The sequence below is a fragment of the Paracoccus methylarcula genome (assembly GCF_003007735.2).
GTDB lineage: Bacteria > Pseudomonadota > Alphaproteobacteria > Rhodobacterales > Rhodobacteraceae > Paracoccus > Paracoccus methylarcula.
Genome location: NZ_PXNQ02000001.1, coordinates 654422 through 679808 on the forward strand (window position 1 = coordinate 654422; position 25387 = coordinate 679808).

General features: G+C 63.7%; 21 protein-coding genes and 1 pseudogene. 11 read left to right on the plus strand and 11 right to left on the minus strand.

Annotated elements, in window-relative coordinates:
* Positions 1–17 precede the first annotated feature (17 nt).
* The 8 genes from A7A09_RS02995 to A7A09_RS03030 all read right to left on the minus strand — a co-directional run bounded on the left by A7A09_RS02995 (position 18) and on the right by A7A09_RS03030 (position 8072).
* Entirely contained in the window at positions 18–782 is a 765-nt protein-coding gene (locus A7A09_RS02995; RefSeq protein ID WP_106689966.1) for an SDR family NAD(P)-dependent oxidoreductase, read from the minus strand.
* Positions 783–1006: 224 nt separating this feature from the next.
* Entirely contained in the window at positions 1007–2383 is a 1377-nt protein-coding gene (locus tag A7A09_RS03000; protein WP_106689967.1) for an FGGY-family carbohydrate kinase, read from the minus strand.
* A complete protein-coding gene (locus tag A7A09_RS03005) occupies positions 2380–2694 on the minus strand; it encodes an L-rhamnose mutarotase (protein WP_211341013.1) in 315 nt (104 codons plus the stop codon). The genes A7A09_RS03000 and A7A09_RS03005 overlap by 4 nt, the downstream gene beginning before the upstream one ends.
* Positions 2694–3686 (minus strand): ABC transporter permease, encoded by a 993-nt coding sequence (locus A7A09_RS03010; protein ID WP_106689969.1) that lies wholly within the window; start codon positions 3684–3686, stop codon positions 2694–2696. Before A7A09_RS03010 ends, A7A09_RS03005 begins: the two co-directional genes overlap by 1 nt.
* Positions 3683–4654 carry an ABC transporter permease gene (locus tag A7A09_RS03015; RefSeq protein ID WP_106689970.1) on the minus strand — a complete coding sequence of 324 codons (972 nt, stop codon included), beginning with the start codon at positions 4652–4654 and terminating at the stop codon, positions 3683–3685. The genes A7A09_RS03010 and A7A09_RS03015 overlap by 4 nt, the downstream gene beginning before the upstream one ends.
* Positions 4651–6174 carry a sugar ABC transporter ATP-binding protein gene (locus A7A09_RS03020; RefSeq protein ID WP_106689971.1) on the minus strand — a complete coding sequence of 508 codons (1524 nt, stop codon included), beginning with the start codon at positions 6172–6174 and terminating at the stop codon, positions 4651–4653. Before A7A09_RS03020 ends, A7A09_RS03015 begins: the two co-directional genes overlap by 4 nt.
* A 63-nt stretch (positions 6175–6237) precedes the next feature.
* Positions 6238–7230, minus strand: a complete 993-nt coding sequence (gene rhaS, locus A7A09_RS03025) for a rhamnose ABC transporter substrate-binding protein (protein WP_106689972.1) — start codon at positions 7228–7230, stop codon at positions 6238–6240.
* Between the two features lie 32 nt (positions 7231–7262).
* Positions 7263–8072: a DeoR/GlpR family DNA-binding transcription regulator gene (locus tag A7A09_RS03030; protein ID WP_106689973.1), complete on the minus strand. Its 810-nt coding sequence runs from the start codon at positions 8070–8072 to the stop codon at positions 7263–7265.
* Between the two features lie 185 nt (positions 8073–8257).
* Here A7A09_RS03030 and A7A09_RS03035 point away from each other — a divergent pair, with 185 nt between their 5' ends.
* Entirely contained in the window at positions 8258–10360 is a 2103-nt protein-coding gene (locus A7A09_RS03035) for a bifunctional rhamnulose-1-phosphate aldolase/short-chain dehydrogenase (RefSeq protein WP_106689974.1), read from the plus strand.
* Between the two features lie 5 nt (positions 10361–10365).
* Positions 10366–11640, plus strand: coding sequence for an L-rhamnose catabolism isomerase (gene rhaI / locus A7A09_RS03040; RefSeq protein WP_211341026.1), 1275 nt, complete (start codon positions 10366–10368; stop codon positions 11638–11640).
* A gap of 37 nt (positions 11641–11677) precedes the next feature.
* Here rhaI and A7A09_RS03045 read toward each other — a convergent pair whose 3' ends face one another.
* The gene (locus A7A09_RS03045; protein ID WP_106689976.1) at positions 11678–12352 is read right to left on the minus strand and encodes a sulfotransferase family protein; all 675 of its coding nucleotides are present in this window, start codon (positions 12350–12352) and stop codon (positions 11678–11680) included.
* 141 nt (positions 12353–12493) lie between these two features.
* Between A7A09_RS03045 and A7A09_RS03050 the strand changes: the two genes are divergently transcribed.
* Positions 12494–13768: a DUF2254 domain-containing protein gene (locus tag A7A09_RS03050; protein ID WP_106689977.1), complete on the plus strand. Its 1275-nt coding sequence runs from the start codon at positions 12494–12496 to the stop codon at positions 13766–13768.
* 31 nt (positions 13769–13799) lie between these two features.
* Here A7A09_RS03050 and A7A09_RS03055 read toward each other — a convergent pair whose 3' ends face one another.
* Entirely contained in the window at positions 13800–15821 is a 2022-nt protein-coding gene (locus A7A09_RS03055) for a TonB-dependent receptor domain-containing protein (protein ID WP_106689978.1), read from the minus strand.
* Positions 15822–16101: 280 nt separating this feature from the next.
* On the opposite strand from A7A09_RS03055, the pseudogene A7A09_RS03060 reads away from it, so the two are divergent.
* The 4 genes and pseudogenes from A7A09_RS03060 to A7A09_RS03075 all read left to right on the plus strand — a co-directional run bounded on the left by A7A09_RS03060 (position 16102) and on the right by A7A09_RS03075 (position 19718).
* Positions 16102–17000, plus strand: a pseudogene (locus A7A09_RS03060) (hemin-degrading factor).
* Complete coding sequence (locus tag A7A09_RS03065) at positions 16997–17860, plus strand: heme/hemin ABC transporter substrate-binding protein (protein ID WP_211341014.1); 864 nt, start codon at positions 16997–16999, stop codon at positions 17858–17860. The pseudogene A7A09_RS03060 and the gene A7A09_RS03065 overlap by 4 nt, the downstream one beginning before the upstream one ends.
* Positions 17860–18930 carry a FecCD family ABC transporter permease gene (locus A7A09_RS03070; RefSeq protein ID WP_106689979.1) on the plus strand — a complete coding sequence of 357 codons (1071 nt, stop codon included), beginning with the start codon at positions 17860–17862 and terminating at the stop codon, positions 18928–18930. The genes A7A09_RS03065 and A7A09_RS03070 overlap by 1 nt, the downstream gene beginning before the upstream one ends.
* A complete protein-coding gene (locus A7A09_RS03075; protein ID WP_106689980.1) occupies positions 18927–19718 on the plus strand; it encodes a heme ABC transporter ATP-binding protein in 792 nt (263 codons plus the stop codon). The genes A7A09_RS03070 and A7A09_RS03075 overlap by 4 nt, the downstream gene beginning before the upstream one ends.
* Positions 19719–19728: 10 nt before the next feature.
* Here the strand turns inward: A7A09_RS03075 and oiaX are convergent, their stop codons facing one another.
* A complete protein-coding gene (oiaX, locus tag A7A09_RS03080; RefSeq protein ID WP_106690061.1) occupies positions 19729–20976 on the minus strand; it encodes a 3-oxo-isoapionate-4-phosphate decarboxylase OiaX in 1248 nt (415 codons plus the stop codon).
* Positions 20977–21161: 185 nt separating this feature from the next.
* On the opposite strand from oiaX, the gene A7A09_RS03085 reads away from it, so the two are divergent.
* Genes A7A09_RS03085 through A7A09_RS03100 form a run of 4 tightly spaced genes read left to right on the plus strand, consistent with a single transcriptional unit; the run spans position 21162 to position 25381 of the window.
* A complete protein-coding gene (locus A7A09_RS03085) occupies positions 21162–22058 on the plus strand; it encodes a D-ribose ABC transporter substrate-binding protein (protein WP_106689981.1) in 897 nt (298 codons plus the stop codon).
* Between the two features lie 44 nt (positions 22059–22102).
* Positions 22103–22747: a DUF2291 family protein gene (locus A7A09_RS03090; RefSeq protein ID WP_106689982.1), complete on the plus strand. Its 645-nt coding sequence runs from the start codon at positions 22103–22105 to the stop codon at positions 22745–22747.
* 1 nt (position 22748) lies between these two features.
* Positions 22749–24317, plus strand: a complete 1569-nt coding sequence (locus A7A09_RS03095) for a sugar ABC transporter ATP-binding protein (protein ID WP_106689983.1) — start codon at positions 22749–22751, stop codon at positions 24315–24317.
* Entirely contained in the window at positions 24314–25381 is a 1068-nt protein-coding gene (locus A7A09_RS03100) for an ABC transporter permease (protein ID WP_106689984.1), read from the plus strand. The genes A7A09_RS03095 and A7A09_RS03100 overlap by 4 nt, the downstream gene beginning before the upstream one ends.
* Positions 25382–25387 lie beyond the last annotated feature (6 nt).

Below are 25387 nucleotides of genomic sequence, written 5' to 3' on the forward strand. Positions count from 1 at the left end.
AACTCGTCCTTCCCTGTTCAATGCGTGATATAGCCGCCATCGGCGACCAGGATCGCCCCGGTGACATAGCTTGCTGCGTCGGAGGCCAGGAACAGCGCGCAATTCGCCATTTCCGCGGGTTCGGCAAAGCGCCCCATCGGTGTGTTCTCGGTCCAGATGCGGTTCCATTCCGGATCGGCGATCCCGCCCGCCGTCATGTCCGAGACGACATAGCCCGGCGCCAGCGCGTTCACCCGGATTCCCTTGTCGGCATATTCGAAAGCCATCGTCTTGGTCATCTGGTGAATGGCCGCCTTGGAGGAGTTATAGGCGACCTGCAATTGCGGCTTGTTGGCGACATAGCCCGAGATCGAGCCGATATTCACCACCGCGCCGCTGCCTTGTTGCAGCATCGGCATGATGGCCGCCCGCGCGATGCGGAAAGGCGCGATCAGGTTCGTGCTCATGACGAAATCCAGCTGTGCGTCGGTGAATTCGTGGAAATTGCCGTTATCGGCGACGCCGGCATTGTTCACCAGGATATCCAGCCGCCCGAACCGCTCCAGCGTGGCCTTGACCATTCGCTCCGGGGCGTCCTCGTCATTCACATCCGCGCCTATCCAGGCCACGCGGTCCGGTTCCTGCTCCAGCAGCTCCTTCAGGCCCGGCGTTTCGCTGCGGCTGGTCAGCATACAGGACGCCCCCGCCTGGACAAAGAGCTGCGCGATGGCCAACCCGATCCCGCGATTGCCGCCGGTGATCAGCGCCGTCTTCCCGTCCAGTCTGAATTGTTCAAGCGTCATGCGGTTCCTCCTCCTTCCGATGATTGACCGGCGATTGCACCGGTCCGCAGCATTGCCCGTCGGGGCTAGATTACATTTGTATGAAGTTCTTTACAATTCATCGATGCTGTCAGATGTGAAAAATCGCGGGACGTGAGAATCCGCGTCCCGCGATGGCCGGGGGGCTGCCTGCCCCCCGGCGCCCCCCGGGGATATTTACATGAAGAAGAATGGATTAAGTGGTTTCAGCGTGATGCCGGACTGTCCTGCTTTGCCAGCGACAGCCATTTTTCCGTGTATTCCCTCAGCAATGCGGCATTTGCGGGCGGAGGAGTGCGGACCGTGTCGGGCGCTGCGGCGTGGGTCATGCACAGCAATGCGGCCCCCGCCGAGGTGCCGGTCGCGGATTGGGCCGTCTCGATTCCATCCGGATGCAGGGCGGCCAGCATGGCAAGGAAATCCGGGTTTCTCGCGAATGGTCCCTCGACGATCACCGGCCCGCGCGAGCCGATCAGCGCAAGGCAGCTATGGGTCATCAGCGCGAGATACCACGACAATGCAACCATCCGTTGGCCATCGCTGCCGGGCTCGGAACTCCAGTGCATTTCACGCCCCGGAAACGGGCCGGAACCGGGTTCTACAGCAGGTAGGATCATCAGGCCGGTTTTCAGCGCGGCGTTCCGGTCTGCCTCGGATGGCTGTGCTTCGCGGCCTGCCCGGATGATCTCGTATTCGCGCCCGCCCATGAAGCGGGCCGAGGGAACCGGCTGACCCAGGGCATTCACGTTCACCAGCATGTCGCGGGCCGGGTCAAGCGTGACCGGATCTCCGCCCACTGCCATCGCGACCACCCATGTGCCGGTCGAGACTACCGTGAACGGCGCCTTGCGGCCAAGGATATAGGGATAGAGCGAGGCGTTGCTGTCATGGATGCCGACAGCGACAGGCGTGGCCGGGGGCAGGCCTGTCCGTGCCGCGAGTTCCGGCCGGATATGCCCCAGCACATCCTTCGAGCGCCGGGCAGGCGCGATCTTGCCCTCAAGTCCCAATCGCCCGACCAGTGACGAAAACTGGCCTTGCCACGGATTCCACAGATCGGAATGACAGCCCATTGAGGTGACGTCGCTTGCCAGTTCTCCGGTCAGCCGCCAGCCCCAATATTGCGGATAGGTGAGGATATGGGCGGTGCGGTCCAGCAAATCGGGCTGGCTTTCGAACAGCCAGTGAAGCTGCGCCCCGAGATTCAGTCCGAGCGGCAGGCCGGGAGAACCCGTCTCGGTGAAGTCCGGGCGGAGCGTTTCATATGCGTCGCGCAGATCATCGGGGCCGTGATGCTCGTAATCCAGCATCGGCGCCGCAAGCTCGCCATTGGCATCCAGAAGAACTGCCGCCGCGCCATGGGTGGTGACGGAGATTGCGTCGATGCCGTGACGGGCGTGAAATTTCGCCAGATGCGTCAGGAAGAACCGCCAATGCCCCTCGAGGTCGAAATGCGGCCAGGGCGGTCCCGGCAATGTCTGGTTCGGGCGGGTGACAACGGCGATCTCGGCCAGCGTTTCCCCGTTCACCAGCGCCAGCTTGGCATTCGTCTTGCCGATATCGATGACGGCGATACGGGTCATGGCATGTGGAACATCGGGACAAGGGGAACGGCGACAGGTTCATTGTCGGAATGCGTTGCCATGATATCGGCCATATAGGCCCACCAGCGCCGCATGACCGGATGGGCGGGCAGCGCGTCCATGCCGTGATCCTCGCGCCGCCACATGACGCCGAACAGGGCGTTGCATTCCGGATCCAGGTGGATCGAGTAATCCTGCACCCCGGCCTCGCGCAGAAGCTCGACCAGTTCCGGCCAGATCTGGTCATGGCGGCGGCGGTATTCATCCGCCATGCCGGGTTTGAGCATCATTCGGAACGCGTATTTCTCCATCATCCCCTCCGGAGCATGGCCCAGAGCCGGGGCAGGGCGATCACCGCGATCAGCAGCGCGCCGACGACGATGGACATGACGATGCCCGGCACGTTCAGAAGCCCGAGGCCGAATGTCACCAGCCCCATGACCAGCGCCGCCAGCACGACCCCGGTGATCGAGCCCGAACCTCCCAGGATTGCCACCCCGCCAAGGACGACAATGGTGACGACTTCCAGCTCGAAGCCGAAGGCGATCGAGGGGCGGGTAGAGCCGAGGCGCGAGGTCAGGCAGATCGCGGCAACACCGCTCATCAGCCCGGTCAGCAGGAACAGGATGAAACGGACCCGCCCGACGCGGATACCCGAGAAACGGGCGGCGGTGGCGTTATTGCCGATGGCGTAAGCCATGCGCCCGAAATTGGTGCGGTGCAGCAGGATGCCGAAACCGAGGGCGGCGAGGGCGAAGATCACCATCTCGACGGTGATGACCCAGAACACATAGCCTTGGCCGAACCATGCGAAACTGGCCGGATAGCCGGTAAAGGCCCCGTCGCCGAGAACAATATAGCTGATGCCGCGAAACAGGCTCATCGTGCCGATGGTCACGACGATGGCGGGCAGGCCGAGGCGCGCGACAAGCAACCCGTTGAAGGCGCCGCAGGCCAGGCCCGTTCCCAATCCCAGCAGGACCAGAACCGGCGTCGGCGCGCCAAGGGTCATGGCCACGCCCATCATCGTCGAGGCAAGCGCGATGATCGCGCCCACCGACAGGTCGATATCGCCCGCGATGATCAGTATCGCCATCGCGAAGGCGATCATCGCCTTTTCGGTAAAGTTGAAGGTTGCGTCGCTCAGGTTCCAGGGATCGAGGAAATAGGGCGAGGCAAGGGAGTTCAGGACAAAGATCGCCACGGCCACGATCAGCAGCAGCGCCTCCCAGCTTTTCAGGGCGCGCGAGAAGGGCGAGGTCAGGCGGTCGGGGATATGGCGTCCGGTCTGGATGGTGGTCATGTCCGGTGCTCCGCCCGTTTCAGGATGATCCGCCCCGGTGCACGCTGGCTCTGGGCGTTGAAGGCGATGGCGATCAGGATGGCCGCGCCCGAGATGGCCATTTGCCAGAAGGGCGAGATGCCGACGACCGGCAGGGCGTTCTTGATGATGCCAAGAAACAGCGCGCCCATCACGCAGCCGGCGACGGTTCCCGCGCCTCCGGCAATGGCGATGCCGCCGATGACGCAGGCGGCGACCACGTCCAGTTCGAACCCGCCGGCGATATCGACATAGGCGACCGCGTAGCGCGCGACCCAAAGATAGCCGGTCAGCCCCGCAAGCGCGCCCGCCAATACGAAGGCTGCAAATTGCGTGCGCCCGACCGAGATGCCGGTATAGACCGCCGCATGCGGGTTGCCGCCCACCGCGTAGAAGGCGCGGCCAAGCGGGGTGCGCATCATCAGCAGGGCGACGGCAGCGATGATGGCGATGGCGATCCATGCCATGACCGGCAGACCGGCGATCACCGTGCGGGGGAAGGCCTTGAAGGCGGGGCTCATCTGGTGGGCATTGATCCACGCGCCCCCAGTCAGCAGGAAGATCACGCCGCGATAGATCGTCATCGTGCCGAGCGTGACGACGATGGAGGGGATGCCAAGGGTCCAGACCAGCATCCCGTTGAACGCGCCAAGCGCCGCGCCGAGTGCGATCACGGCAATCAGGATCAGCGGCAGCGGGATGCCTGCACCGTTCATCAGCGCCGCGACCATGCCGCAAAGCGCCAGGTTGGCAGCCACCGACAGGTCGATGCATTTCGTCAGGATCACCGCCATCTGCCCCAGTGCCAGCAGGATCAGCGGCGAGCTGTCGGTGAACACGGCGGCGAGATTGGCGGGGGCGACAAAGCCGGGAAAGCGGCTGGCGATCAGCGCCAGCAGGCCAAGGATGGCCAGTGCCAGAATGGCCTCGCGCGATTTCAACAGGTTCATGCGGCGGCTCCGTTTTCCGATCCGGTGATGCCGACGGCGGCGCGGACGAGGTTTTCGGGGGTCATCGCATCGCCCTCGAATTCCGCTGCGATGCGGCCTTCGCGCATGACGATGACTCGGTCGGACATGCCCAGCACCTCGGGGATCTCGCTGCTGACCATGATCACGGCCAGCCCCTCGGCGGCCAGTTCCGACATGAAGTCATGCACGGTGGCCTTCGAGCCGATATCGATGCCCTTGGTCGGCTCGTCCAGGATGATGACGCGGGGCTTGGTGGCCAGCCATTTGGCGATCACCACCTTTTGCTGATTGCCGCCCGACAGCAAACCCACATCCTGGTCCAGCGAGGCCGCCCGCAGGTCCAGTCGCCGGGTATATTCGCGGGCCAGCGCGAATTCCTCGGCCATGCGCAGGAAACCGGCCCGGCTGGTGCGGTCCAGAGAGGGCAGGGTGACGTTCTGAAAGATCGGCAGCCCCTTGACCGTTCCCTGCCGTCCGCGATCCTCGGGAACATAGACGATTCCCGCATCGACGGCCTGCGAGGTCGAGCGGATGACACGAACATCCCCGCCCATCCGGCAGGCGCCTTTCGAGGGCTGGGTGATGCCGAAGAGCGATTGCATCACCTCGCTGCGGCCCGCGCCGACAAGCCCGTAGAAGCCGAGGATCTCGCCCTCATGCAGGGTAAAGCTGATCTCGTCGAATTCGGTCGGGTGGCAATAGCCCGCGACCGTCAATGCCGGTTTGCCGATCCGCGCGGGGCGCTTGGGATAGATCTGATCGACCGAGCGGCCCACCATCATGCGAACCAGATCGGCCTCGTTCGTCTCGGCCATCAGCCCCTCGCCCACGAATTGACCGTCGCGGAACACGGTCCAGCGGTCGGCGATACGGAAGATCTCGTCGAACTTGTGGCTGATGAACAGGATCGCCTTGCCTTGCGCCTTCAGCTTCTCGACCAGTTCGTAAAGCTCGGCGATTTCCTTGTGGCTGAGCGCGGCAGTGGGCTCATCCATGATCACCACGCGCGCGTCGATGGAGAGCGCGCGGGCGATGGCGACCAGATGCTTCGAGGCGATGCCAAGATCGCGCAGTTTCACGCCGGGGTTCAGGTCGGCGCCGATGCCGCGCAGGATTTCCCGCGCGCGGGTTCTCATGGCGCGGCGATCGATCAGGCCGAAGCGGTTGCGGGGGGCATGGCCGATGAAGATATTCTCGGCCACGCTCAACTCGTCGAACAGCACGGTTTCCTGATGAATGGCGGTGACGCCGGCCTGACCTGCCGCCTGAGCGGTGGGGAAACGCGTCTCAACGCCATCGACTTCGATCTTCCCTTCGTCGGGCTGATAGATCCCGGTCAGGATCTTCACGATGGTCGATTTTCCCGCACCATTCTCGCCGACCAGTGCGGTGACCTGTCCGGGATAGAGATCCATCTGCACGCCATCCAGCGCGCGCACTCCGGGGAATGTCTTGACGATGCCGCGCAGCGACAGCACGGGGCTTGTCTGGGCCTGCATTGGGATGATCCTTCGGATGATGGCCCGGCGCGAATGGCCGGGCCGGTCGAATGTCAGTGCGGATCAGAAGACCTCCGCGAACTCCTCGACATTGCTGGCGTCATAGACGAAGGGATCGGCCATTGCCGCCTCGGTATTGTCGTCCAGCGTCACCTCGCCCATGCGGCCCATCGGGATGGTCGCGCCGGGTTCGGCGGTCGCCTCGCCCTTGGCCAGGTGATAGGCGATCATGGTCGCGGAATAGCCCAGGTCGATCGGGTTCCAGATCGCGAAGGATTTCGACGCGCCGGAGCTGACATGCCCGGCCATTTCCGACGGCAGGCCAAGCCCGGTCACATTGACCTCGCCGATCTTGCCGGCATCGGTGACGGCCTGCGCCGCCGCGACGATCCCGACCGAGGTCGGCGCGATGATCGCCTTGAGATCGGGATAGGTCTTCAGCAACCCCTGCGTTTCGCGATAGGACTTGTCGGCCAGGTCGTCACCATAGACGGTGCCGACGACCTCCACATCCGGGTAATCGCCCGCGACCTTGTTCATCTCTTCGATCCAGACATTCTGGTTCGTCGAGGTGGTCGTCGCCGACAGCACCGCGACCTGTCCGCCTTCGGGCATGTGATCGGCGGCCAGCTTGATGATCATGTTGCCGATCAGGGGCGCCGAGGACGGGTTCAGATGCATTTGTCGCCCCTCGGGCGCGACACCGGAATCCCAGCTTATGACGGTGATCCCGCGCTGCATCGCCTTTTTCAGCGTCGGCACCAGCGCGTCGGTATCGTTGGCGCTGACCGCGATGGCGTCCACGCGTTGCGCGATCAGCGAATTGATCACCTCGATCTGGCCCTCGGCGGTGGTGTCGGTCGGGCCGGTATAGATGATCTCGACATCGCCCAGTTCTTCGGCGGCCTCTTCCGCGCCCTTGTGCGCGGCCTCGAAGAAACCGATGCCCAGAGCCTTGGCGACGATGGCGATGCGCATGTCCTCGGCCTGCGCGGCGCCTGCCAAAAGGGCAGATGCCATCGCGGCGGTGGTCAGGGCCTTTTTCAGAATGCTCATGATGTTCCTCCCCCTATGAGCGGTGCCGCGCGTCATTCCTTTTCCGCGCGGGCTTTTCGGTCCGATGCGGCCATCTCGGCCACGATCAGGCGTATTTCGGCGGCTTCCAGCATCTGTGCCGCGCGATCGTCGATGCCGTCATCGGTGATGACGGTGTGAATGCGGCTGAGCGGGCAGAGTAGCAGGCTGGAGCGCTGGCTGAACTTCGAGCTATCGGCGAGCACGATCAACTCGTCCGCCTGGCCGATCAGCTTTTGTTCGGCCTGCACCAGGAGTGGATCGCCCTCCATCAGCCCAAGGGGCCCAAGCGCCCGGCAGCCCATGAACATGCGCCGCGCATAGAAATGGCCCGAGCCGTCATCGTTGAAGGGCGACAGGATGATGTTCTGCTCGCGATAGATGGCACCGGCGGGCAGCAGGACGGTATTCTTCGACTGTTTCAGCAGATGCTCGGCAATCGGGAAGCTGTTGGTGAAGACCTGCAACCGCTTGGTGGTCAGCGGATGGACCATCTGGAAAGTCGTCGTGCCGCCATTGATGATGATCGCATCGCCATCCTCGCACAGATCGACCGCGGCCTGCGCGATGGCGCGCTTTTCGGCGATGTTGATGGTCTGGTTGACGGCGAAGGGGCGGGCGTTGATGCCGACGAATTGCGGCGGCGAGATCGCCTCGGCCCCGCCCCGGACACGGCGCAGCTTCTTGGCGAGGTGAAGCTGGGCGATGTCGCGGCGCACCGTGGCCTCGGAGACGCCGGTCAATGCGCAAAGATCGGCAACCGTCACCACGGGCCGTTCCTGCACGGCTGACAGAATGATCCGATGGCGTTCGGTTTCGAGCATGGCGTCCTCCCTTGATGCACAGTTTCATTTCTTTTCGCGCAATGTCAATCATTTTCGATCTGAATATATCGGTATTCGCGCAAATTGTGACTGATTATGATTGAATATGATTGACATTTGCATGGATGAGGGCGTATTTGCCCCGGGGAAGGCCCGGTGTTCCGCCGCTGCCAAGGGAGGCATCCATGACCCAGACCATCACCGCCAATCGGCTTGAAAACCTGTGGGATGACGCCAAAGCCGCGTCGATGAACGAATCGGAAAAATTGCTCTACCGGTCGAACCTGCTCGGCTCGGACAAGCGGGTGACGAATTACGGGGGCGGCAATACCTCGGCCAAGGTTATGGAAACCGATCCGCTGACCGGCGATCAGGCCGAGGTGCTGTGGGTCAAGGGCTCGGGCGGCGATATCGGTTCGATGAAGATGGACGGGTTCGCCACGCTCTACATGGACCGGCTGCGGGCGCTGAAGGGCAAGTATCGCGGGGTCGAGCATGAGGACGAGATGGTCGGCTATCTGCCCCATTGCACCTTCGCGCTGAACCCGCGCGCGGCCTCGATCGACACACCGCTGCATGCCTATGTGCCGCGCAAACATGTCGATCACGTTCATTCCGACGCGATCATCGCCATCGCGGCCTCGGTGAATTCCAGGGAACTGACGGCAGAGATCTTCGGCGATGAAATTGGCTGGCTGCCGTGGAAGAAACCGGGTTACGAACTGGGGCTGTGGCTGGAGAAATTCGCGACCGAGAACCCGCAGGCGAAAGGTTGCGTGCTGGAAAGCCACGGGCTGTTCACTTGGGCGGATGACGCCAGGGACTGCTACCTGACCACGCTGGACATCATCAACAAGGCCGCCGCGTGGCTGGAGGCCAAGACAGCCGATGCCGCCCCGTTCGGCGGCGTCAAGCGACCCACGCTGGAGCCCACGCAACGGCGCGAGGTCGCGGCAAGGCTGATGCCGGTGATCCGCGGGCTGATCTCGAAGGAGCGCCACAAGGTCGGGCATTTCGATGACCAGCCCGCCGTGCTGGAATTCACCTGTTCGCAAATGCTGGAGACATTGGCGCCGCTCGGGACATCCTGTCCCGATCACTTCCTGCGTACCAAGATTCGTCCGCTGGTAGTGGATTTTGATCCCGCCAATCCCGACCTGGACAAGACGATCGAGGGGCTGGCCGATGCGGTGGCCGCCTATCGCGACGATTACGCAGCCTATTACGACCGCTGCAAGCATGATGACAGCCCGGCCATGCGCGATCCGAACGCGGTCGTCTACCTGGTGCCCGGCGTCGGCATGATCACCTTCGCGCTGGACAAGGCGACGGCGCGGATCTCGGGCGAGTTCTACGTGAACGCGATCAACGTGATGCGCGGCGCTTCCTCGGTCAGCACCTATCAGGGGCTGCCCGAGCAGGAGGCCTTCGATATCGAGTATTGGCTGCTTGAAGAGGCCAAGCTGCAGCGCATGCCCAAGCCGAAATCGCTGGCGGGCCGGGTGGCGCTGGTCACTGGCGGGGCAGGCGGCATCGGCGCCGCGACGGCCGAGCGGTTCCTGCGCGAAGGTGCCTGCGTGATGCTGGCCGATATCGATGCGGATGCCCTGAAAGAGGTGCATGAGGGCTTTGCCGCGCGCCATGGCAGGGATGTCGTCCGCAGCGTGCAGATGAACGTCACCGACGAGCATCAGGTCACGGGTGCCTATGCCGCGATGGCGGTGGAATTCGGCGGCATCGACATATTGGTATCCAATGCCGGGATCGCTTCTTCCGCGCCTGTCGAGGAAACTTCGCTGGCGCTGTGGAACAAGAATATGGATATCCTTTCGACCGGGTATTTCCTTGTCAGCCGCGAGGCGTTCAGGAACTTTCGGGTGCAGGATATCGGCGGATCGGTGATCTTCGTCGCCTCCAAGAACGGGCTGGCCGCCAGCCCCAATGCCAGCGCCTATTGCACCGCCAAGGCGGCCGAGATCCATCTGGCCCGCTGCCTCGCGCTGGAAGGGGCAGGGGCGGGTATTCGCGTGAACGTGGTGAACCCGGACGCGGTGCTGCGCGGCTCTCGGATCTGGGAAGGCGACTGGCTGGATCAGCGCGCCTCGACCTATGGCACCGACAAGGAGGGGCTGGAGGAAATGTACCGTCAACGCTCGATGCTGAAACGTTCGGTCCTGCCCGAGGACATCGCCGAGGGGGCGTATTTCTTTGCCTCGGACCTGTCCGCAAAATCGACCGGCAATATCCTGAACGTGGATGCCGGTAACGTCCAGGCCTTCACGCGGTGAGCATGATGATCGACAAGGCATTGATCGAGGCGGAAAACGCCACGCGCCGGCCCGATCTGGCACAGGATTACGAAGCGCTTGGCGCCCGGCTGGCGCGCCGGGGCGTGGATATCGAGGCCCTGACCACCCGCGCCATGGGCTTTGGCGTGGCGGTGCCAAGCTGGGGCACCGGGACGGGCGGCACGCGTTTCGCGCGCTTTCCGGGCGAGGGCGAGCCGCGCGGCATCATGGACAAGCTGGACGATTGCGGCGTGATCCATCAACTGACGGCGGCGACGCCCCGGGTCTCGCTGCATATCCCGTGGGACAAGGCCGATCCTTCCGATCTGCGCGCCAAGGCGGAAGAACTGGGACTGGGCTTTGACGCCATGAACTCGAACACGTTCCAGGATCAGCCCGACCAGGCGCATAGCTACAAGTTCGGCTCTTTGTCCCATACCGATGCCGCCACCCGGCAACAGGCCATCGCGCATAACCTGGAATGCATCGAGATCGGCCAGCAGATCGGGGCGAAGGCGCTGACGGTCTGGATCGGCGATGGTTCGAACTTTCCCGGCCAGACCTCGCTTTCGTGGCAATTCGACCGCTATCTCGAGTCGATGAAGGCGATCTATGCCGGGTTACCCGATGACTGGCGGATCTTTTCGGAACACAAGATCTACGAGCCTGCCTTCTATTCCACGGTCGTGCAGGATTGGGGGACCAGCCTGATGACGGCACAGGAACTGGGACCCAAGGCGCAGTGCCTGGTGGACCTGGGGCATCATGCGCCGAACGTGAATATCGAGATGATCGTCTCGCGCCTGATCCGGGCGGGCAAGCTGGGCGGCTTCCATTTCAACGACAGCAAATATGGCGATGACGACCTGGACAGTGGCACCATCGATCCGTTCCGGCTGTTCCTGGTCTTCAACGAGCTGGTCGAGTTGGAGGATACGCCCGGCCTCGACCTGGCGCATATGATCGACCAGAGCCATAACGTGACCGACCCCATCGAGAGCCTGATGATCTCGGCTTGCGAGATCCAGCGCGCCTTCGTGCAGGCCTTGCTGGTGGATCGCGTGGCGCTGGAAGGTTATCGGCAAGAGAATGACGCGCTGATGGCGGCTGCGACCCTGCGCGAGGCATTCCGCACCGATGTCGAGCCGATCCTGGCGATGGCGCGGCTCCGGGCAGGTGCGGCCCTCGATCCGGTTTCGGCCTATCGCGCCTCGGGCTATCGCGCGAAGGTGGCGGCAGAGCGCCCCAGGACGGCGGCGGGTGGCGGCGGGATCGTCTGATCTCACTGTAGCCCGGTGAATTGCCCTCGGTCCCGGCTCAGGCTCGGGCCGGGTTGCGATAGCCGAACCGGGCGATCTCGGCCGCGCATTGCGCCTCGACGATCTCGGCCGCGGCGGGGAATTGCGTGTAAAGTTCCTCGCAACTTGTCCCGCGTTCCGGCCGCCGTCCGGCCTTGGCGCGGATTCCCGCGAAATCCTCCCACAGCCCTTCGAGACCGAGCGTATCGACGTCTTGCGCAAGGTTTTCATAGCGCAGATGCCGGTCGATCCGGTTCGGGCCGTCGAAAGGTGCGATTCCTGCGCTTTCGGCAAGATATTCGGGATGGGCGTCGATGAATTCGCCGAAATCCTGCCCGGTCCGCTCGACACCTTCCCAGTAATAGCGGGAAATCGCGGCATCGAACGGGTCGCGGATGATCGCGATCTTCTGGTAGTCGCGCCAGACCTGATCCGGGATCAGCTGGCGCGCCTCTTCGGCGGCGATGTGATTGTAGAACTTGCCGGAACTGCGGGTTCCGTCCGGCCAGATCGTGTCGCGAAAATTCTGTGGGCCATGATAGTCCTTGCTGCGGCGTATCTCCTCATTTGCCGGGGTAATCGGCGTGATCACGCAATCCGGTCCGCAAAAACGCGAAAGGGCGATCTCGAAAGAGGTGCTGCCAGTCTTTTTGGTCTTGAAGAAGATAAGGCCAAGCCTGTGACAGATAATCATCGGTGAAATTTTTCCATGCAAAGCGGCGTTGCTGTCCGGTGATCGGGGCCTGATGATCACGTGGAGCCGGTTAACATGGCCTTTGCCTGCCCGGCAATGGATCGATATCACCGGTTGTGGAGACGGGAAGCGGGGGATCGGATGTCGAAATGGCGGTGGCTGCTGTTGCAATATGCGCGCAAGCTGTGGGTGCGGGCCACGTTGATCGGTGCGCTCGGCATCGCGGCGGCGGGGCTGGCTTCGCTTGCCGATCGTTTCGTTCCGCTGCAATTCGCTTTCAGGATCAGCGCCGATGCCATCGACAGCCTGCTGACGATCATTGCCTCAAGCATGCTGGCGGTCACGACCTTTTCGCTGAGCGTGATCACGGCGGCCTTCTGGTCCGCGACCGCCAATATCACTCCGCGCGCGACCAGGCTGCTGGCCGAGGACAGGCTGACGCAGAATGTCCTGTCCGTCTTTATCGGTTCCTTTCTGTTCAGTATCGTCGGGCTCGTCGTGCTGAAAGCCGGTGTCTATAACGAGCAGGGCCGCGTGGTTTTGTTCGTCGTCACCATCGCGGTGCTTGCCATGATCGTGATGTCGCTCATGCGCTGGATCGATCACCTGACCCGCTTTGGCCGCGTGGGCGAGACAACGGAACGGCTGGAAGACGTTGCCAGGGCTGCCATCAAGGCGCGGCTCAAGGAGCCGTATTTCGGGGGGCGACCCCTGACCGACACGAAAAACGGCCTGCCTTCGGATGCCATGGCGGTGAGGTCGCTCGACACCGGCTATGTGATCCATTTCAGCATGGAGCGGCTGGCCCGCGCGGTGGCGGATAGCGGCGGGAAAGTCTATCTTGCGGCGACGCCCGGCAGTTTCGTCTATCGCGATACGGCGCTCGCATGGGTTCATTTCGAGACACCGCCGGAGACGGATATCGACCGGGGCGCAATTGCCGCCGCCGTCAGGGATGCGTTCACGCTGGATGACGACCGCAGCTTTGACCAGGATCCGGGTTACGGCATTTCGGTTCTTGGCGAGATCGCGCTGCGTGCGCTTTCCCCGGCGATCAACGATCCCGGCACCGCGATCGATGTGATCGGCCGTGTGGCGAGGCTGCTGACCCTGTGGGCGGAAGGGGCGGAGAACAAGCCGGATGACGAGATCGCCTATCCCGGCATACATGTTCCGCCGCTCGAAACTGCCGAGCTTTTTGCGAAGGCATTCGAACCGATTGCCCGTGACGGGGCCAAGATGATCGAGGTTCAGTTGAAACTGCGCGAAACCTTGCGGGCCCTGTCCAGGCTGGGCGATGACGGTTTTCGCTCTGCCGCCCGGCATCAGGCGGAATTGGCGCTGAAGCGGGCCGGGGCGGCGCAGGTTCTGGAAGAGGAGGTGCGAAGGCTGGAAATGATCCGGGTCGGTGATTGACCGGTCCAGAGCCTTCGCCTTCCTGTTCACCTCAGAACGTCTTGCTGAGCGAGACCTTGAAGTTGCGGCCCGGCGCGGGGCCGGTCACATAGGTCGCGGGAACATATTCGCGATTGGTGATATTATCGATCCCCATATTGACCTCGACACCTTCCAGCGGACCTTGCCGAGGGGTCCAGATCGCATAGATGTCGTGGGTGCCAAAGCCGCCGCGATGCGTCCCGTCCGGCTTGTCGCGCCCATCGGCCAGCATGCTGCGAAGGCCGAGTTTCCAGCTGTCGCTTGCCTGCCATGCCGCCGACAGTGCCACCCGGTTATTGGGCAGGGTATCGAGGATCTCGCCATCCTGATCCCTGCCATTGACGACCGACAGCGCCGCACCGAACTGCCAATCGCCGGTCATGTAGCTGGCCTCCAACTCGCCCCCGCGCAGATAGGCGCGGTCGATATTGGTGTAGGAGGGCGTTGGCGCGGGCAGGTTGGTCCGCATGATCATGTCGTCGATATGGTTGCGGAACAGGGTCAGCTTCAATGCGGCCTCGTCTCCTGCCGCGAAGATGTCATTGCCGCGATAGCTGACGCCGATCTCGATATTCTTGCCCTTCTCGTCCTTCAGGTCCGGCGATGCCGCGCCACCGTTGCGGCTGTCGTAAAGCTCGTCCACCGCCGGCAGACGGTTCACGAAGGCCAGCGATCCAAAGACCGACCAGTCGTCGTTCAGACGATACATCACGCCGACCTGCGGCTCGATCGACTCGGATTCGACCCGGTCATCGGTGACGGTGACACTGTCCTTGGGCTCGGTTTTCTGGCGCTCGTAGCGCAGCCCGGAATTGACCGTGACCCGGCCCCATTCCAGTTCGGACCAGGCAAAGACCGCCGCCGATTTCGTATAGCCCTCGGGATGGGAGCTCGAAAGCGTGGTGCTGGAACGATCCTGCCTGAATGTCTCGGCGCCGATGGTCAGGTAATGGCTGTAACCCGCGCCCGACAGGTCCATGACGTTCTGGGCCCGCAACTTCCACAGCGCATAGTCGCGGCGGCCAAGCAGGGTTGGCGAAATCGGCTCATTCGCGACGCCGCCCTGCTGCACATCCTTGATCGTGTTGGTGTAGGACAGGGCGACGGTCGCGTCGATCAGCCGGTTGTCGGCGGGGTTCCAGCCCCATTCCAGCCGCGCCACCTGATCGCGTGTCAGGATGTCGCCGACTCCCCAACCGGGAAAGGTTGGGCCGAACGCGCCGATTTGCGCGCCTTCCAGTTGATTGAAATCCTGGTCCTCGCCGCGCGCCTCCAGATGCTGATATGAGGCTTCGACATAATGATCGCCGAATGTCTTGCGGGCCTTCAGCAGCAGGTTCGGCGTGTCCGAATTGCTCCGCACGATGGTTTCGCCATCCGGATCCTCTGTTTTCCCCAGCTTGCGATAGGCGAAAGCCGCCAGCGCCTCGAAATCCTCCGCCGGACGCCAGCCCCATGAGATACTGCCAAAGGCGGTATCGGGATTGGAGGCATAGCCCAGCTTGACCCGCCCGCCGCTGCTTGCGCCTTCGGGGATCAGGTCGCCCGGATCGATCGTCTCCATCGCGATCACCCCGCCCAGGGCACCCGAGCCGTAAAGCGTGGCGGCGCTCGGCCCGCGCAGCACCTCGACCCGTTTCAGGAAGTCGGGCTCCACGAAGAGCGAGCCTTGGCGGTAGCTTTCGAAATATTTCTTCTCGCCATCGATCAGCTGGACGATCCCCGCTTCCGAGGCCGCCGTTCCGGATGACCCGAAGCCGCGAATGTTGAAGCCCTGGCCGAAAAAGCTGGATGAGCCGACGCCCGCCACCCCTGGCACCTGCTTCAGGACATCGCCGATATTGCCGGGCGCGATCTCGTTCAGGTCTTCCGAGTCCAGGACGCTGACCGATTGCGGCACCGACGAGGCGACCTTCTCGGTGCCCGCGCGCAGGACGATGGGATCAAGCACGATGGGCCGCGTATCCTCCTGCGCCGCCGCCAGTGTGGTAGTTCCAAGCAGCAGGGCAAAAGCCGTGATTTGTCTGCGCATCGCCAATCCCTCATTCGTGCAAAGCTGTGTTCGAAGCTGGCACATGCTGGCGGCTTGCGTTGGCTAGAGATTCCGACTAATTATGTCAAGTATTGCGTCCAGCCATTCCGCCAGATGCCGATCACCTGATGCAGCAGAGGCACATGATGAATGATCTGACCCCGGCGCGCTGCGCGAACTGAAACGTGATGCCACTGTCCGGCCCTATGATCTTGCGGCACAGCTCGGCCTGTCCGAGGCCGCTCTGGTCGAGGCAGAACTGGGTTACGGGGCGACGCGGATCGACCCGACGCTCGCCCGGCTGATCCCGGCGGTGCAAAAGATGGGCGAGGTGATGGCGCTGACCCGCAACCGCTCCTGCGTGATCGAGAAGATCGGCACCTATAACGAGTTCCACGACGGCGAACATGCCGCGATGACGCTGGATCCCGAGATCGACATGCGCATGTTCCCGCGTCACTGGGCGCATGCCTATGCAGTCGAGGCGAAGGGCGCGGATGGCCCGCGCCGCTCGGTGCAGGTCTTCGATGCGGCGGGGGGCGCGGTTCACAAGGTGCATCTGCGCCCGGGTTCGGATCTGGACGCATGGGGAGAATTGCTGCGCGACCTGGCTCTGCCCGATCAGGCCGGGATGTCGGATTTCGCGCCCCGTGCCATGCCGGAAGGCGCGCGCATCGCCGAGGATCGGGCAGACACGCTTCGCGCCGAATGGGTGAAGATGACCGACACCCATCAGTTCAACACGCTTGTCAGGCGGCTGAAGATGAACCGCCTCGGCGCCTATCGTGTCGCCGGGTCCCCATTCGCCAGCCCTCTGGACGTCGAGGCGGTTCCCGCCCTGTTCGAACAGGTGCAGGCCGAAGCGCAGCAGGTGATGCTCTTCGTCGGTAATATGGGCTGCATCGAGATCCATTCCGGGCCCATCCGGACGTGAAACCGATGGGGCCATGGCTGAACGTGCTGGACGAGCGTTTCAACTTGCATCTGCGTGTCGATCATCTGGCCGAGGTCTGGCTGGTCGACAAGCCGACCGGGCGCGGCCCGGCCATATCGGTCGAGGCGTTCGACGAGATGGGCAATCTGATCTTTCAATGTTTCGGGATGCGGGCCGACAGGGGCGGCGATCCCGATGCCTGGGGACGATTGGTTCATTCCTTGCCCGCCGCAGGTGAAGCATGATCGGCCGCGTCATTTGCGCCGCCGCGCTGGCCCTGTCATCGGCCCTGTCTGCACAGGCCGACCCGCATCCCGATGCACAGCGGGTTCTGGCCATCGGCGGCTCGGTGACCGAGATCATCTATGCCCTGGGCCAGCAGGACCGGCTGATCGCCCGTGACACGACCTCCAGCTATCCCTCCGAGGCGCAGGAATTGCCCGATGTCGGATACATGCGCGCGCTTTCCTCCGAAGGTGTGCTTTCGGTGAAGCCCGACCTGATCCTGTCGGAAGAAGGTGCAGGCCCGCCGGAAACCATCGCGGTGCTGAAAGAGGCGGGAGTCCCCTTTGAAACCATCCCCTCCGGCACGGATGCCGAGGGGCTGGCCGCCAAGATCGAGGCCGTGGCCGAGGCACTTGGCGTGCCCGAAGCCGCCGCCTCTCCGGTCAAGGCGCTGAGGGCCGATCTCGACCATCTGGCCGAGGCGACCGGCGATGAAGGGCAACCCAAGCGCGTGATGTTCATCCTGTCGCTGCAAGGCGGCCGGGTGATGGCCTCGGGGCAGGGCACCGAGGCTGACGCGATCATCCGCCTTGCGGGGGCAGAGAACGCGGTGCAGGGCGTCGAGGGCTACAAGCCGCTGACCGACGAGGCGATCACCTCTGCTGCGCCCGAGATAGTCCTGATGATGAAACGCGGCCCGGAAGACAGCGGCCATGCGGCGGCGACCGAGGCGCTGATGGCCATTCCCGCCATGGCCGCGACCCCGGCCGCGGAAAGCGGCGCGGTGATCCGCATGGACGGCCTGTATCTGCTGGGGTTCGGCCCGCGCACCGGGCAGGCGGCGCTGGAACTGCATGACGCGATCTATGGGGGCGCCTGATGGTTGCGCTCGATGCGCCGCGCGAGAGGCTGGCGGGGGATCGCCGGCATCTCGGACGCGCGCTGGCTGTCTGGCTTCTTGGGTTGCTGGCCGTGCTGGCGCTGTTGTCCCTGGGGCATGGCGCTTCCGGCGTATCGGCGCCTCGGGTCCTGCTTGATTGGCTGGCCGGGCATGAGATCGCGCAGACCGACCGCGTGGTGCTGTTCGACATCAGGTTGCCACGCCTTCTGACCGGTATCCTCGTCGGGGCCGGGCTGGCGGTTTCGGGCGCGATCATGCAGGGACTGTTTCGCAACCCGCTGGCCGATCCCGGCCTGCTGGGGGTCAGCGCGGGGGCCTCGCTTGGCGCGATCTCGGCGATCGTGCTGGGCGGTCTGCTGCCACCCGCCATGCTCGCTGCTGCGGGCTGGCACCTGGTGCCGCTGGCGGCCTTCGCGGGAAGCTGGCTGGCGATGGTGACCCTTTACGGTATCGCCACGCGGCAGGGGCGGACATCGGTGGCGACGATGCTGCTTGCCGGTATCGCCCTTGCGGCGATGATCGCGGCGGTTTCGGGCCTGATCATCTATCGTGCCGATGACCAGCAATTGCGCGACCTGACCTTCTGGGGGCTCGGCTCGCTGGCCGGGGCAAGCTGGGTCAAGCTGCTTGCAGCAGGACCCGTGATCGCCGCCGCGCTGCTCGTCTCGCCATTTCTGGCGTGGGGCCTGAACGGGCTGGCACTCGGAGAGGCCTCCGCCGCCCATGTCGGTATCCGGGTGCAGCGCGTCAAGACGACGGCCATCCTGACAACCGCCGCCGCGACCGGTGCCTCGGTCGCGGTCTCGGGCGGGATCGGTTTCGTCGGCATCGTCGTGCCGCATCTGCTGCGCCTGCTCGCCGGGCCGGATCATCGCTGGCTGCTGGTGAACTCCGCCTTGCTCGGAGCATCGGTGCTGCTGGTGGCCGACATGATCAGCCGCACGGTGATCGCCCCCGCAGAGCTACCCATCGGGATCATCACGGCGATGATCGGCGGGCCGTTCTTTCTGTGGGTGCTGTTGTCGAATCGCCGGATGCTGGACGGATGAAGCTGGAGGCCCGCGATATACGGCTCCATCTCGGCCGGTCCGAGATCCTGCATGGCGTCGATCTGACCGCTCGCGCGGGGCAGTTGACGGCCATCATCGGTCCAAATGGTTCAGGCAAGACCACCTTGCTGCGCGCCCTGACCGGTGAGATCACGCCAACCGCTGGTCATGCCATGCTGAACGGGCGGGATGTCGCTGCCATGCGCCCCGAGGAACTGGCATTGACCCGCGCCGTCCTGCCGCAGCAAAGCATGTTGAGCTTTCCCTTCACCGTGGCCGAGATCATCCGCATCGGCCTGACGGCCACCCATGCGGGACAGGGCAGCGAAAGCAACGGCCTGATCCGCGCAGCCCTGAGCCGGGTCGGGCTGCCGGAGCATGCCGGGCGGCTTTATCAGGAACTCTCGGGCGGAGAGCAGCAGCGGGTGCAGCTGGCACGAACCCTGGTGCAAATCTGGCATCCGGTGGGGCGGGATGGCCCGCGCTGGCTGCTTCTGGACGAGCCGGTCAGCAGCCTCGACATCGCCCAGCAACTGACCGTCATGCGGTTGGCGGCGGAATATGCGGGGCAGGGCGGCGGCGTCGTGGCGATCATGCATGATCTGAACCTGACAGCGATGTTCGCCGATCATGTCCTGCTGATGCAGGAAGGCCGCGCAGTGGCCGAGGGGCCACCTGCCGAGGTGCTGACCGATCACATCCTGTCGGGCGCCTATGGCTGCAGCCTGCAGGTCAACCATACTCCGCCCAACGGTGTCTGGTTGCTGCCGCAGGGTGCGGCGCTGTGATCGCTGCCGTTCAGCCGAATTTCTTCAGCGACGCCGCCAGTTCCGGATGGGTTTTCGCGTAATCCGCCAGTTCCACGCCCGTCTCGGCGGCCTCCCATGCCTGCCGGATCGCGCGTATCCCGGCGGCCGGGCCCATCGGGTGACCGTGGATGCCGCCTCCGCCCAGGTACATCAGGTCCAGCGTCTGGCCGGTGCGCCGATAGGTCTCGACCGCCTGACCGCCCCATTGGCCCGAGCAGACCACCGGCAGCGGGCGGTCGGCATCCGAGAAGATCGGCGTCATGCAGTCCTGGAAGGACCGCACGAAGCTGTCGTCGGGCTCCCAGTATTTCGCACCGATCCCGTTGATCTGGAATTGATCCACGCCCAGCAGTCGCCAGATCTTCTGATAGGCGCGGAACTCCATCCCCAGCCCCGGATGCCGGGTCAGGATATCCCAGCCATTGCGATGCGCATGCAGGCACAGGGCCGAGCGTTTGCGCAGAAAGCTCATCCCGCCATGGCCGATCGAGTTGATATTGATGACCGCCGCATGGCCCCCGGCATCCGCCACCATGTCATGGTTCCGCATCATCATGTCGGGATCGGCCGAGGATATCCCGAAGGCGTAGATCACCCGCTTGCCCGCCTTCTGCTCGTGATCGCGGATCACCGGCATGATCGCGGCGACCCGGTCCTGCAGGGGCGAATAGACCGGGCTCATCAGCTTTTCGTCGTCCTTGATGAAATCGGCCCCCGCTTCGCAGAGCGTGGCGACCATTTCGGCGGTCTCTTCCGGCGTCAGGCCGAGCGAGGGCTTGATGATCGAGGCGATGATCGGGCCGCGCTCGACCCCGGTCAGGCTGCGGGATCCTTCGATGCCGAATTGCGGGCCGGGATGGCAGGCGAAGGCCGGGGGAAGGTCGAAATCCATGACCCTGACGCCCGATACCCCACGAATGGCAAAGACGCCCCCGACGGTGATCGTCATCAGTGCCGCGATATCGGTGCCGACCGCATCCAGCGGATAGGCGATGACCACATCGGCGCGGTTGAAGGGGCCGGGGCCAGCATCCTGCGGGAAAGAGGGCGCATCCACCGGGGGCAGGTGGCGGATATCCTCGACCCGCGCGGCAAAGCGGCGGCGAATGTCCTCGGTTTCGCCCGGAAGTTCAGTGAAGGTCCCGGTCGATTGGTCCGAGGCGATCTTGGCCGCCATCGCCTCGACATCGCCCGCGCATTCGATCCGGTAGGTGACACGAATGAATTCATTTGTCATGCGATCCTCCATGGCATGATCTGTAATACTCATCATACCTGTTGACAATCATTTAACCATACCACAATCTACCATCGTCCAGGGAGGGGCTGGTTCCCGAGAGAACCACGCTGAAAAACAGGAGGAGCAATCCAGATGGCCATTACCCGCCGCATTTTCTTGTCCACGCTTGCGGCCACGACGCCTTGAGCTTCGGTGTCGCCGCGCAAGCGCAGGACAAGGGGCTGATCGCGATCATTACCCCCAGCCATGACAATCCCTTCTTCAAGGCCGAGGCCGTGGGTGCGGAAACACGCGCCAAGGAACTTGGATACGAGACGCTGGTGCTGGTCCATGACGACGACCCCAACAAGCAATCCGAGATGTTCGACACCGCCATTGCACGCGGGGCAAAGGCGATCATCCTCGACAATGCCGGGGCGGATGCGACTGTCGCGCCGGTTCAACGGGCCAAGGATACCGGTATTCCGTCCTTCCTGATCGACCGCGAGATCAAGGAAAGCGGCATCGCCGTCAGCCAGATCGTGTCGAACAATTACCAGGGCGCGCAGCTCGGGGCCGAGAAATTCGTCGAGCTGATGGGCGAAGAAGGCAATTATGTCGAGCTTCTGGGCCGCGAGGCCGATACCAATGCGGGCATCCGCTCGGCCGGTTATCACGACATCATCGACCAGTATCCCGACATGACCATGGTCGCCCAGCAATCGGCGAACTGGTCGCAGACCGAAGCCTATGAGAAGATGGAATCGATCCTGCAGGCCAACCCGGATATCAAGGGCGTCATCTCGGGCAACGATACCATGGCGATGGGAGCCTGGGCCGCGCTGGAGGCGGCGGGGCGGACCGATGTGATCCTCGTTGGTTTCGACGGCTCGAACGATGTGCGCGACTCGATCAAGGCGGGTGGCATCAAGGCGACGGTGCTGCAGCCCGCTTATCGTCAGGCGCAACTGGCCGTCGAACAGGCCGATCAGTATCTGGAGACCGGCTCGACCGGACAGCCGGAGAAGCAGCTCATGGATTGCGTGCTGATCGACGAGGCAAATGCCGACAAGCTGGAAACCTTCGCGCTGAGCGAATGATCCGGCCGCATCCCGAGACCTTCCCCGAAAGGATGTGACGCATCATGCGAGACGTCTTCCGCCTTTCCGCGCTGTGCCTTGCCGTCGCCGTTGCGATGGCGGGCTGCAAGATCGTCCCCGATCCGGATCCGGGCGAGGCCGCCTCCGCCGCGAGCGGTCAGACCGACGAGGCGCGGATGGAGACCTATGCGCAAGAGATCTGGCAGCCCAAGGTCCTTCCGGTCATCCAGGAAAACCTGGTGCCATTGGCCGAGCTAAGATCCGCGCTGGCGGCGGATACCGATGCGGCGGGGCAACAACACGGCCTGCGCCCCGAAGGCGAGGCGAATCCGTGGAATTTCGCCGTGTCGGGAGAGGGCAGGATCGTCGAGGCCAAGCTGGACAGCCGGGCGGCCAAGCTGGGTGTCGATACGACGGGAGACGGGGCTGCGGACGTCTCCGTCCAGCTTGGCCCGGTCATTCGCGGCACCGCCCTGCGCGATGCGATGCCGTTCATCGTGTTCACCGATTTCCGCGACCAGATCGAATTCGCCAAGCTGGCCAATGCGCTGAACGCCACGGCCCATGCCGCCATCGACAGGCCCGAAGGTGACGTGATCGGCCAGACCGCGCGTTTCGAGGGTGTCTTCACCCTGCGCGATCCGGCGAAGATCGAACTGGTGCCCACGATGCTGGAGGTCGGAGGCTGACATGAACCGGCCAGCAAAGGCGCATCCCGTCGGCCTGTCGATCCGCGATGGCACCAAGGTCTATCCCGGCACGGTTGCCTTGCGGGACGTGAATTTCGATCTGCGCATGGGGGCGGTCAATGTCCTCGTGGGAGAGAACGGGGCGGGCAAATCCACGATGATGAAGATCATCGCGGGGGTCGAGCGTCTGACCAGCGGCAGGCTGATCCTTGACGGGCAGGAGGTCGAGTTCCGTTCCACCGATGACGCGGCGCGGCACGGGATCGGGATCGTGTTCCAGGAACTGAACCTGTTTCCCAATCTGAGCGTGGCGGAAAATATCTTCATTTCGCGCGAGAAGACCCGTTTCGGGATCGATATCGACAAGGCGAAACAGCGCGAGATGACCCGCGCGCTGATGAAGCGGCTGGAGCATGACATCGATCCCGATGCGCTGGTCGGCGATCTCAAGGTCGGCCAGCAGCAGATCGTCGAGATCGCGAAAAGCCTTGCGCAGGATGCCCGTATCCTGATCCTCGACGAGCCGACCTCGGCCCTGTCGGCGGCAGAGGTGGAGATCCTGTTCCGGGTGATCGACGACCTGCGCGCCTCGGGTGTAGGCATCGTCTATATCTCGCACCGGATGGAAGAGCTGATCCGCGTCGGCGACTATATCACCGTGCTGCGCGACGGGATCATCACCGGGGCGCAATCGATGGAAGGCGTCGATATTCCCTGGATCGTGCGGCACATGATCGGCCAGGCTTCCAAGGATTTCGCCAAGGAGATCGAACATGATTTCGGCCCCGAGATTTTTCGCGCCGAACATGTCACCGCGCCCAACCGTCACGGCGGCTTCGATGTGCGGGACGTGTCCTTCTCTCTGCGCGCGGGCGAGATCCTGGGCATCTACGGGCTGATGGGGGCGGGACGCTCGGAATTGCTGGAATGCATCATCGGTGAGCGGCGCGGCTACCGGGGCGAGTTCTTCGTGGAGGGCGCGCGGCTGACCGCGCAAGGCGTTGCCGGGCGCATCGCCAGGGGCATCGGCCTGATCCCCGAGGACCGCAAGACCGATGGCCTGGTGCAGATCCTGTCGATCCGCGAGAACATGACGCTGTCGAGCCTGTCCGCCTTTACCCGCGGCATCCACATGTCACTGAAGCGCGAGGCCGAGACGGTGCGCGACTTCATCACCCGCATGACCGTCAAGGTCGCCTCGCCCGAGCACGAGGTCTCTTCGCTGTCGGGCGGCAACCAGCAGAAGGTGGTCATCTCCAAGGCGCTGATGACCAACCCGAAGATCCTGCTGATGGACGAGCCTTCGCGCGGGATCGATATCGGCGCCAAGGCCGAGGTGTTCCGCGTCATGCGCAAGCTGGCGGCCGAGGGGCTGGGGATTGTCTTCGTCACCTCGGATCTCGAAGAGGTGATGTCGCTGTCGGACCGTATCATCGTGATGTCGAATGGCCGGATCACCGGCGAATTCAACCGGGACGAGGCGACCGAGACCGCGCTGGTCGAGGCTTCGGCCAAGGGTCACACCCCCGATACCCCTGCAGAACCCGTGACGGAGGATGCCGCCAGATGACCGATTCAACCGTTTCCATGTCCGAAAGCCAGCCGGGGTCAGGCAGTGCGCTGCTGCTGCTCTTGAAGGCGCGGACGTTTATCGCGCTGATCCTCGTGGTGCTGTTCTTTTCCATCGCCGCGCCGAATTTCCTTTCGGCGGCCAACCTGGTCATCATGTCGAAACATGTCGCGCTGAACGCGTTCCTGGCCATCGGCATGACCTTTGTCATCGTCTCGGGCGGGATCGACCTTTCGGTCGGCTCGATCGTCGGGCTTTGCGGGATGGTGGCCGGCTGGCTGGTGTTGCACGGGATCAATCCGGGGCTTGGCTGGTCGATCCAGTTCAACACGTTCGAGATCTGCCTGATCGTCATCGCCGTGGGCGTGATGGTCGGGGCGCTGAACGCCTTCCTGATCACCAAGCTGAATGTGGCGCCCTTCATCGCGACGCTCGGTACGCTCTATATCGCGCGGGGATCGGCCATGCTGTCCTCGGACGGGCGGACCTTTCCCAATCTGAACGGCAATCCGGAATACGGCTCCGACACGTTCCGCTGGATCGGGGCCGGGGACATGCTGGGCATTCCGGTCTCGATCTGGATGCTGGTGATCGTGGGGCTGGGCGCGGCCTATATCGCCCGGCGCACGCCGCTTGGCCGTTATATCTACGCCGTCGGCGGCAACGAGAAGGCAGCGGGACTATCGGGCGTTCGGGTCACGCAGATCAAGTATTTCGTCTACATGTTCTCGGGTTTCTGCGCGGCGCTGGTGGGGATCATCATCGCCTCTCAACTGGTCGCTGCCCATCCGGCCACCGGCGACACGTTCGAGCTGAACGCCATCGCGGCGGCGGTGCTGGGCGGCACCTCGATGTCGGGCGGCAGGGGCCGGATCGGGGGCACTATCGTCGGCGCTTTCGTCATCGGGGTGCTGTCGGACGGGCTGGTGATGATGGGCGTCTCGGCCTTCTGGCAGACGGTCATCAAGGGCATCGTCATCGTCGCCGCCGTGGTGATAGACCAGGCGCAGCAGCGCGTGCAGGCAAGGGTGGCGCTGCAGGCACAGGCGGCATTGGGCAAGTAGAACGGG

Excerpts from the sequence above, each read along its gene's own strand:
- A7A09_RS03035 (WP_106689974.1), top strand. The coding sequence starts at position 8,258 with ATGACCCAGACCATCACCGCCAATCGGCTTGAAAACCTGTGGGATGAC.
- oiaX (WP_106690061.1), bottom strand. The coding sequence starts at position 20,976 with ATGACAAATGAATTCATTCGTGTCACCTACCGGATCGAATGCGCGGGC.
- A7A09_RS03075 (WP_106689980.1), top strand. The coding sequence starts at position 18,927 with ATGAAGCTGGAGGCCCGCGATATACGGCTCCATCTCGGCCGGTCCGAG.
- A7A09_RS02995 (WP_106689966.1), bottom strand. The coding sequence starts at position 782 with ATGACGCTTGAACAATTCAGACTGGACGGGAAGACGGCGCTGATCACC.
- A7A09_RS03100 (WP_106689984.1), top strand. The coding sequence starts at position 24,314 with ATGACCGATTCAACCGTTTCCATGTCCGAAAGCCAGCCGGGGTCAGGC.
- A7A09_RS03095 (WP_106689983.1), top strand. The coding sequence starts at position 22,749 with ATGAACCGGCCAGCAAAGGCGCATCCCGTCGGCCTGTCGATCCGCGAT.
- A7A09_RS03090 (WP_106689982.1), top strand. The coding sequence starts at position 22,103 with ATGCGAGACGTCTTCCGCCTTTCCGCGCTGTGCCTTGCCGTCGCCGTT.
- rhaI (WP_211341026.1), top strand. The coding sequence starts at position 10,366 with ATGATCGACAAGGCATTGATCGAGGCGGAAAACGCCACGCGCCGGCCC.
- A7A09_RS03065 (WP_211341014.1), top strand. The coding sequence starts at position 16,997 with ATGATCGGCCGCGTCATTTGCGCCGCCGCGCTGGCCCTGTCATCGGCC.
- A7A09_RS03045 (WP_106689976.1), bottom strand. The coding sequence starts at position 12,352 with ATGATTATCTGTCACAGGCTTGGCCTTATCTTCTTCAAGACCAAAAAG.
- A7A09_RS03010 (WP_106689969.1), bottom strand. The coding sequence starts at position 3,686 with ATGACCACCATCCAGACCGGACGCCATATCCCCGACCGCCTGACCTCG.
- rhaS (WP_106689972.1), bottom strand. The coding sequence starts at position 7,230 with ATGAGCATTCTGAAAAAGGCCCTGACCACCGCCGCGATGGCATCTGCC.
- A7A09_RS03005 (WP_211341013.1), bottom strand. The coding sequence starts at position 2,694 with ATGGAGAAATACGCGTTCCGAATGATGCTCAAACCCGGCATGGCGGAT.
- A7A09_RS03000 (WP_106689967.1), bottom strand. The coding sequence starts at position 2,383 with ATGACCCGTATCGCCGTCATCGATATCGGCAAGACGAATGCCAAGCTG.
- A7A09_RS03020 (WP_106689971.1), bottom strand. The coding sequence starts at position 6,174 with ATGCAGGCCCAGACAAGCCCCGTGCTGTCGCTGCGCGGCATCGTCAAG.
- A7A09_RS03055 (WP_106689978.1), bottom strand. The coding sequence starts at position 15,821 with ATGCGCAGACAAATCACGGCTTTTGCCCTGCTGCTTGGAACTACCACA.
- A7A09_RS03070 (WP_106689979.1), top strand. The coding sequence starts at position 17,860 with ATGGTTGCGCTCGATGCGCCGCGCGAGAGGCTGGCGGGGGATCGCCGG.
- A7A09_RS03030 (WP_106689973.1), bottom strand. The coding sequence starts at position 8,072 with ATGCTCGAAACCGAACGCCATCGGATCATTCTGTCAGCCGTGCAGGAA.
- A7A09_RS03015 (WP_106689970.1), bottom strand. The coding sequence starts at position 4,654 with ATGAACCTGTTGAAATCGCGCGAGGCCATTCTGGCACTGGCCATCCTT.
- A7A09_RS03050 (WP_106689977.1), top strand. The coding sequence starts at position 12,494 with ATGTCGAAATGGCGGTGGCTGCTGTTGCAATATGCGCGCAAGCTGTGG.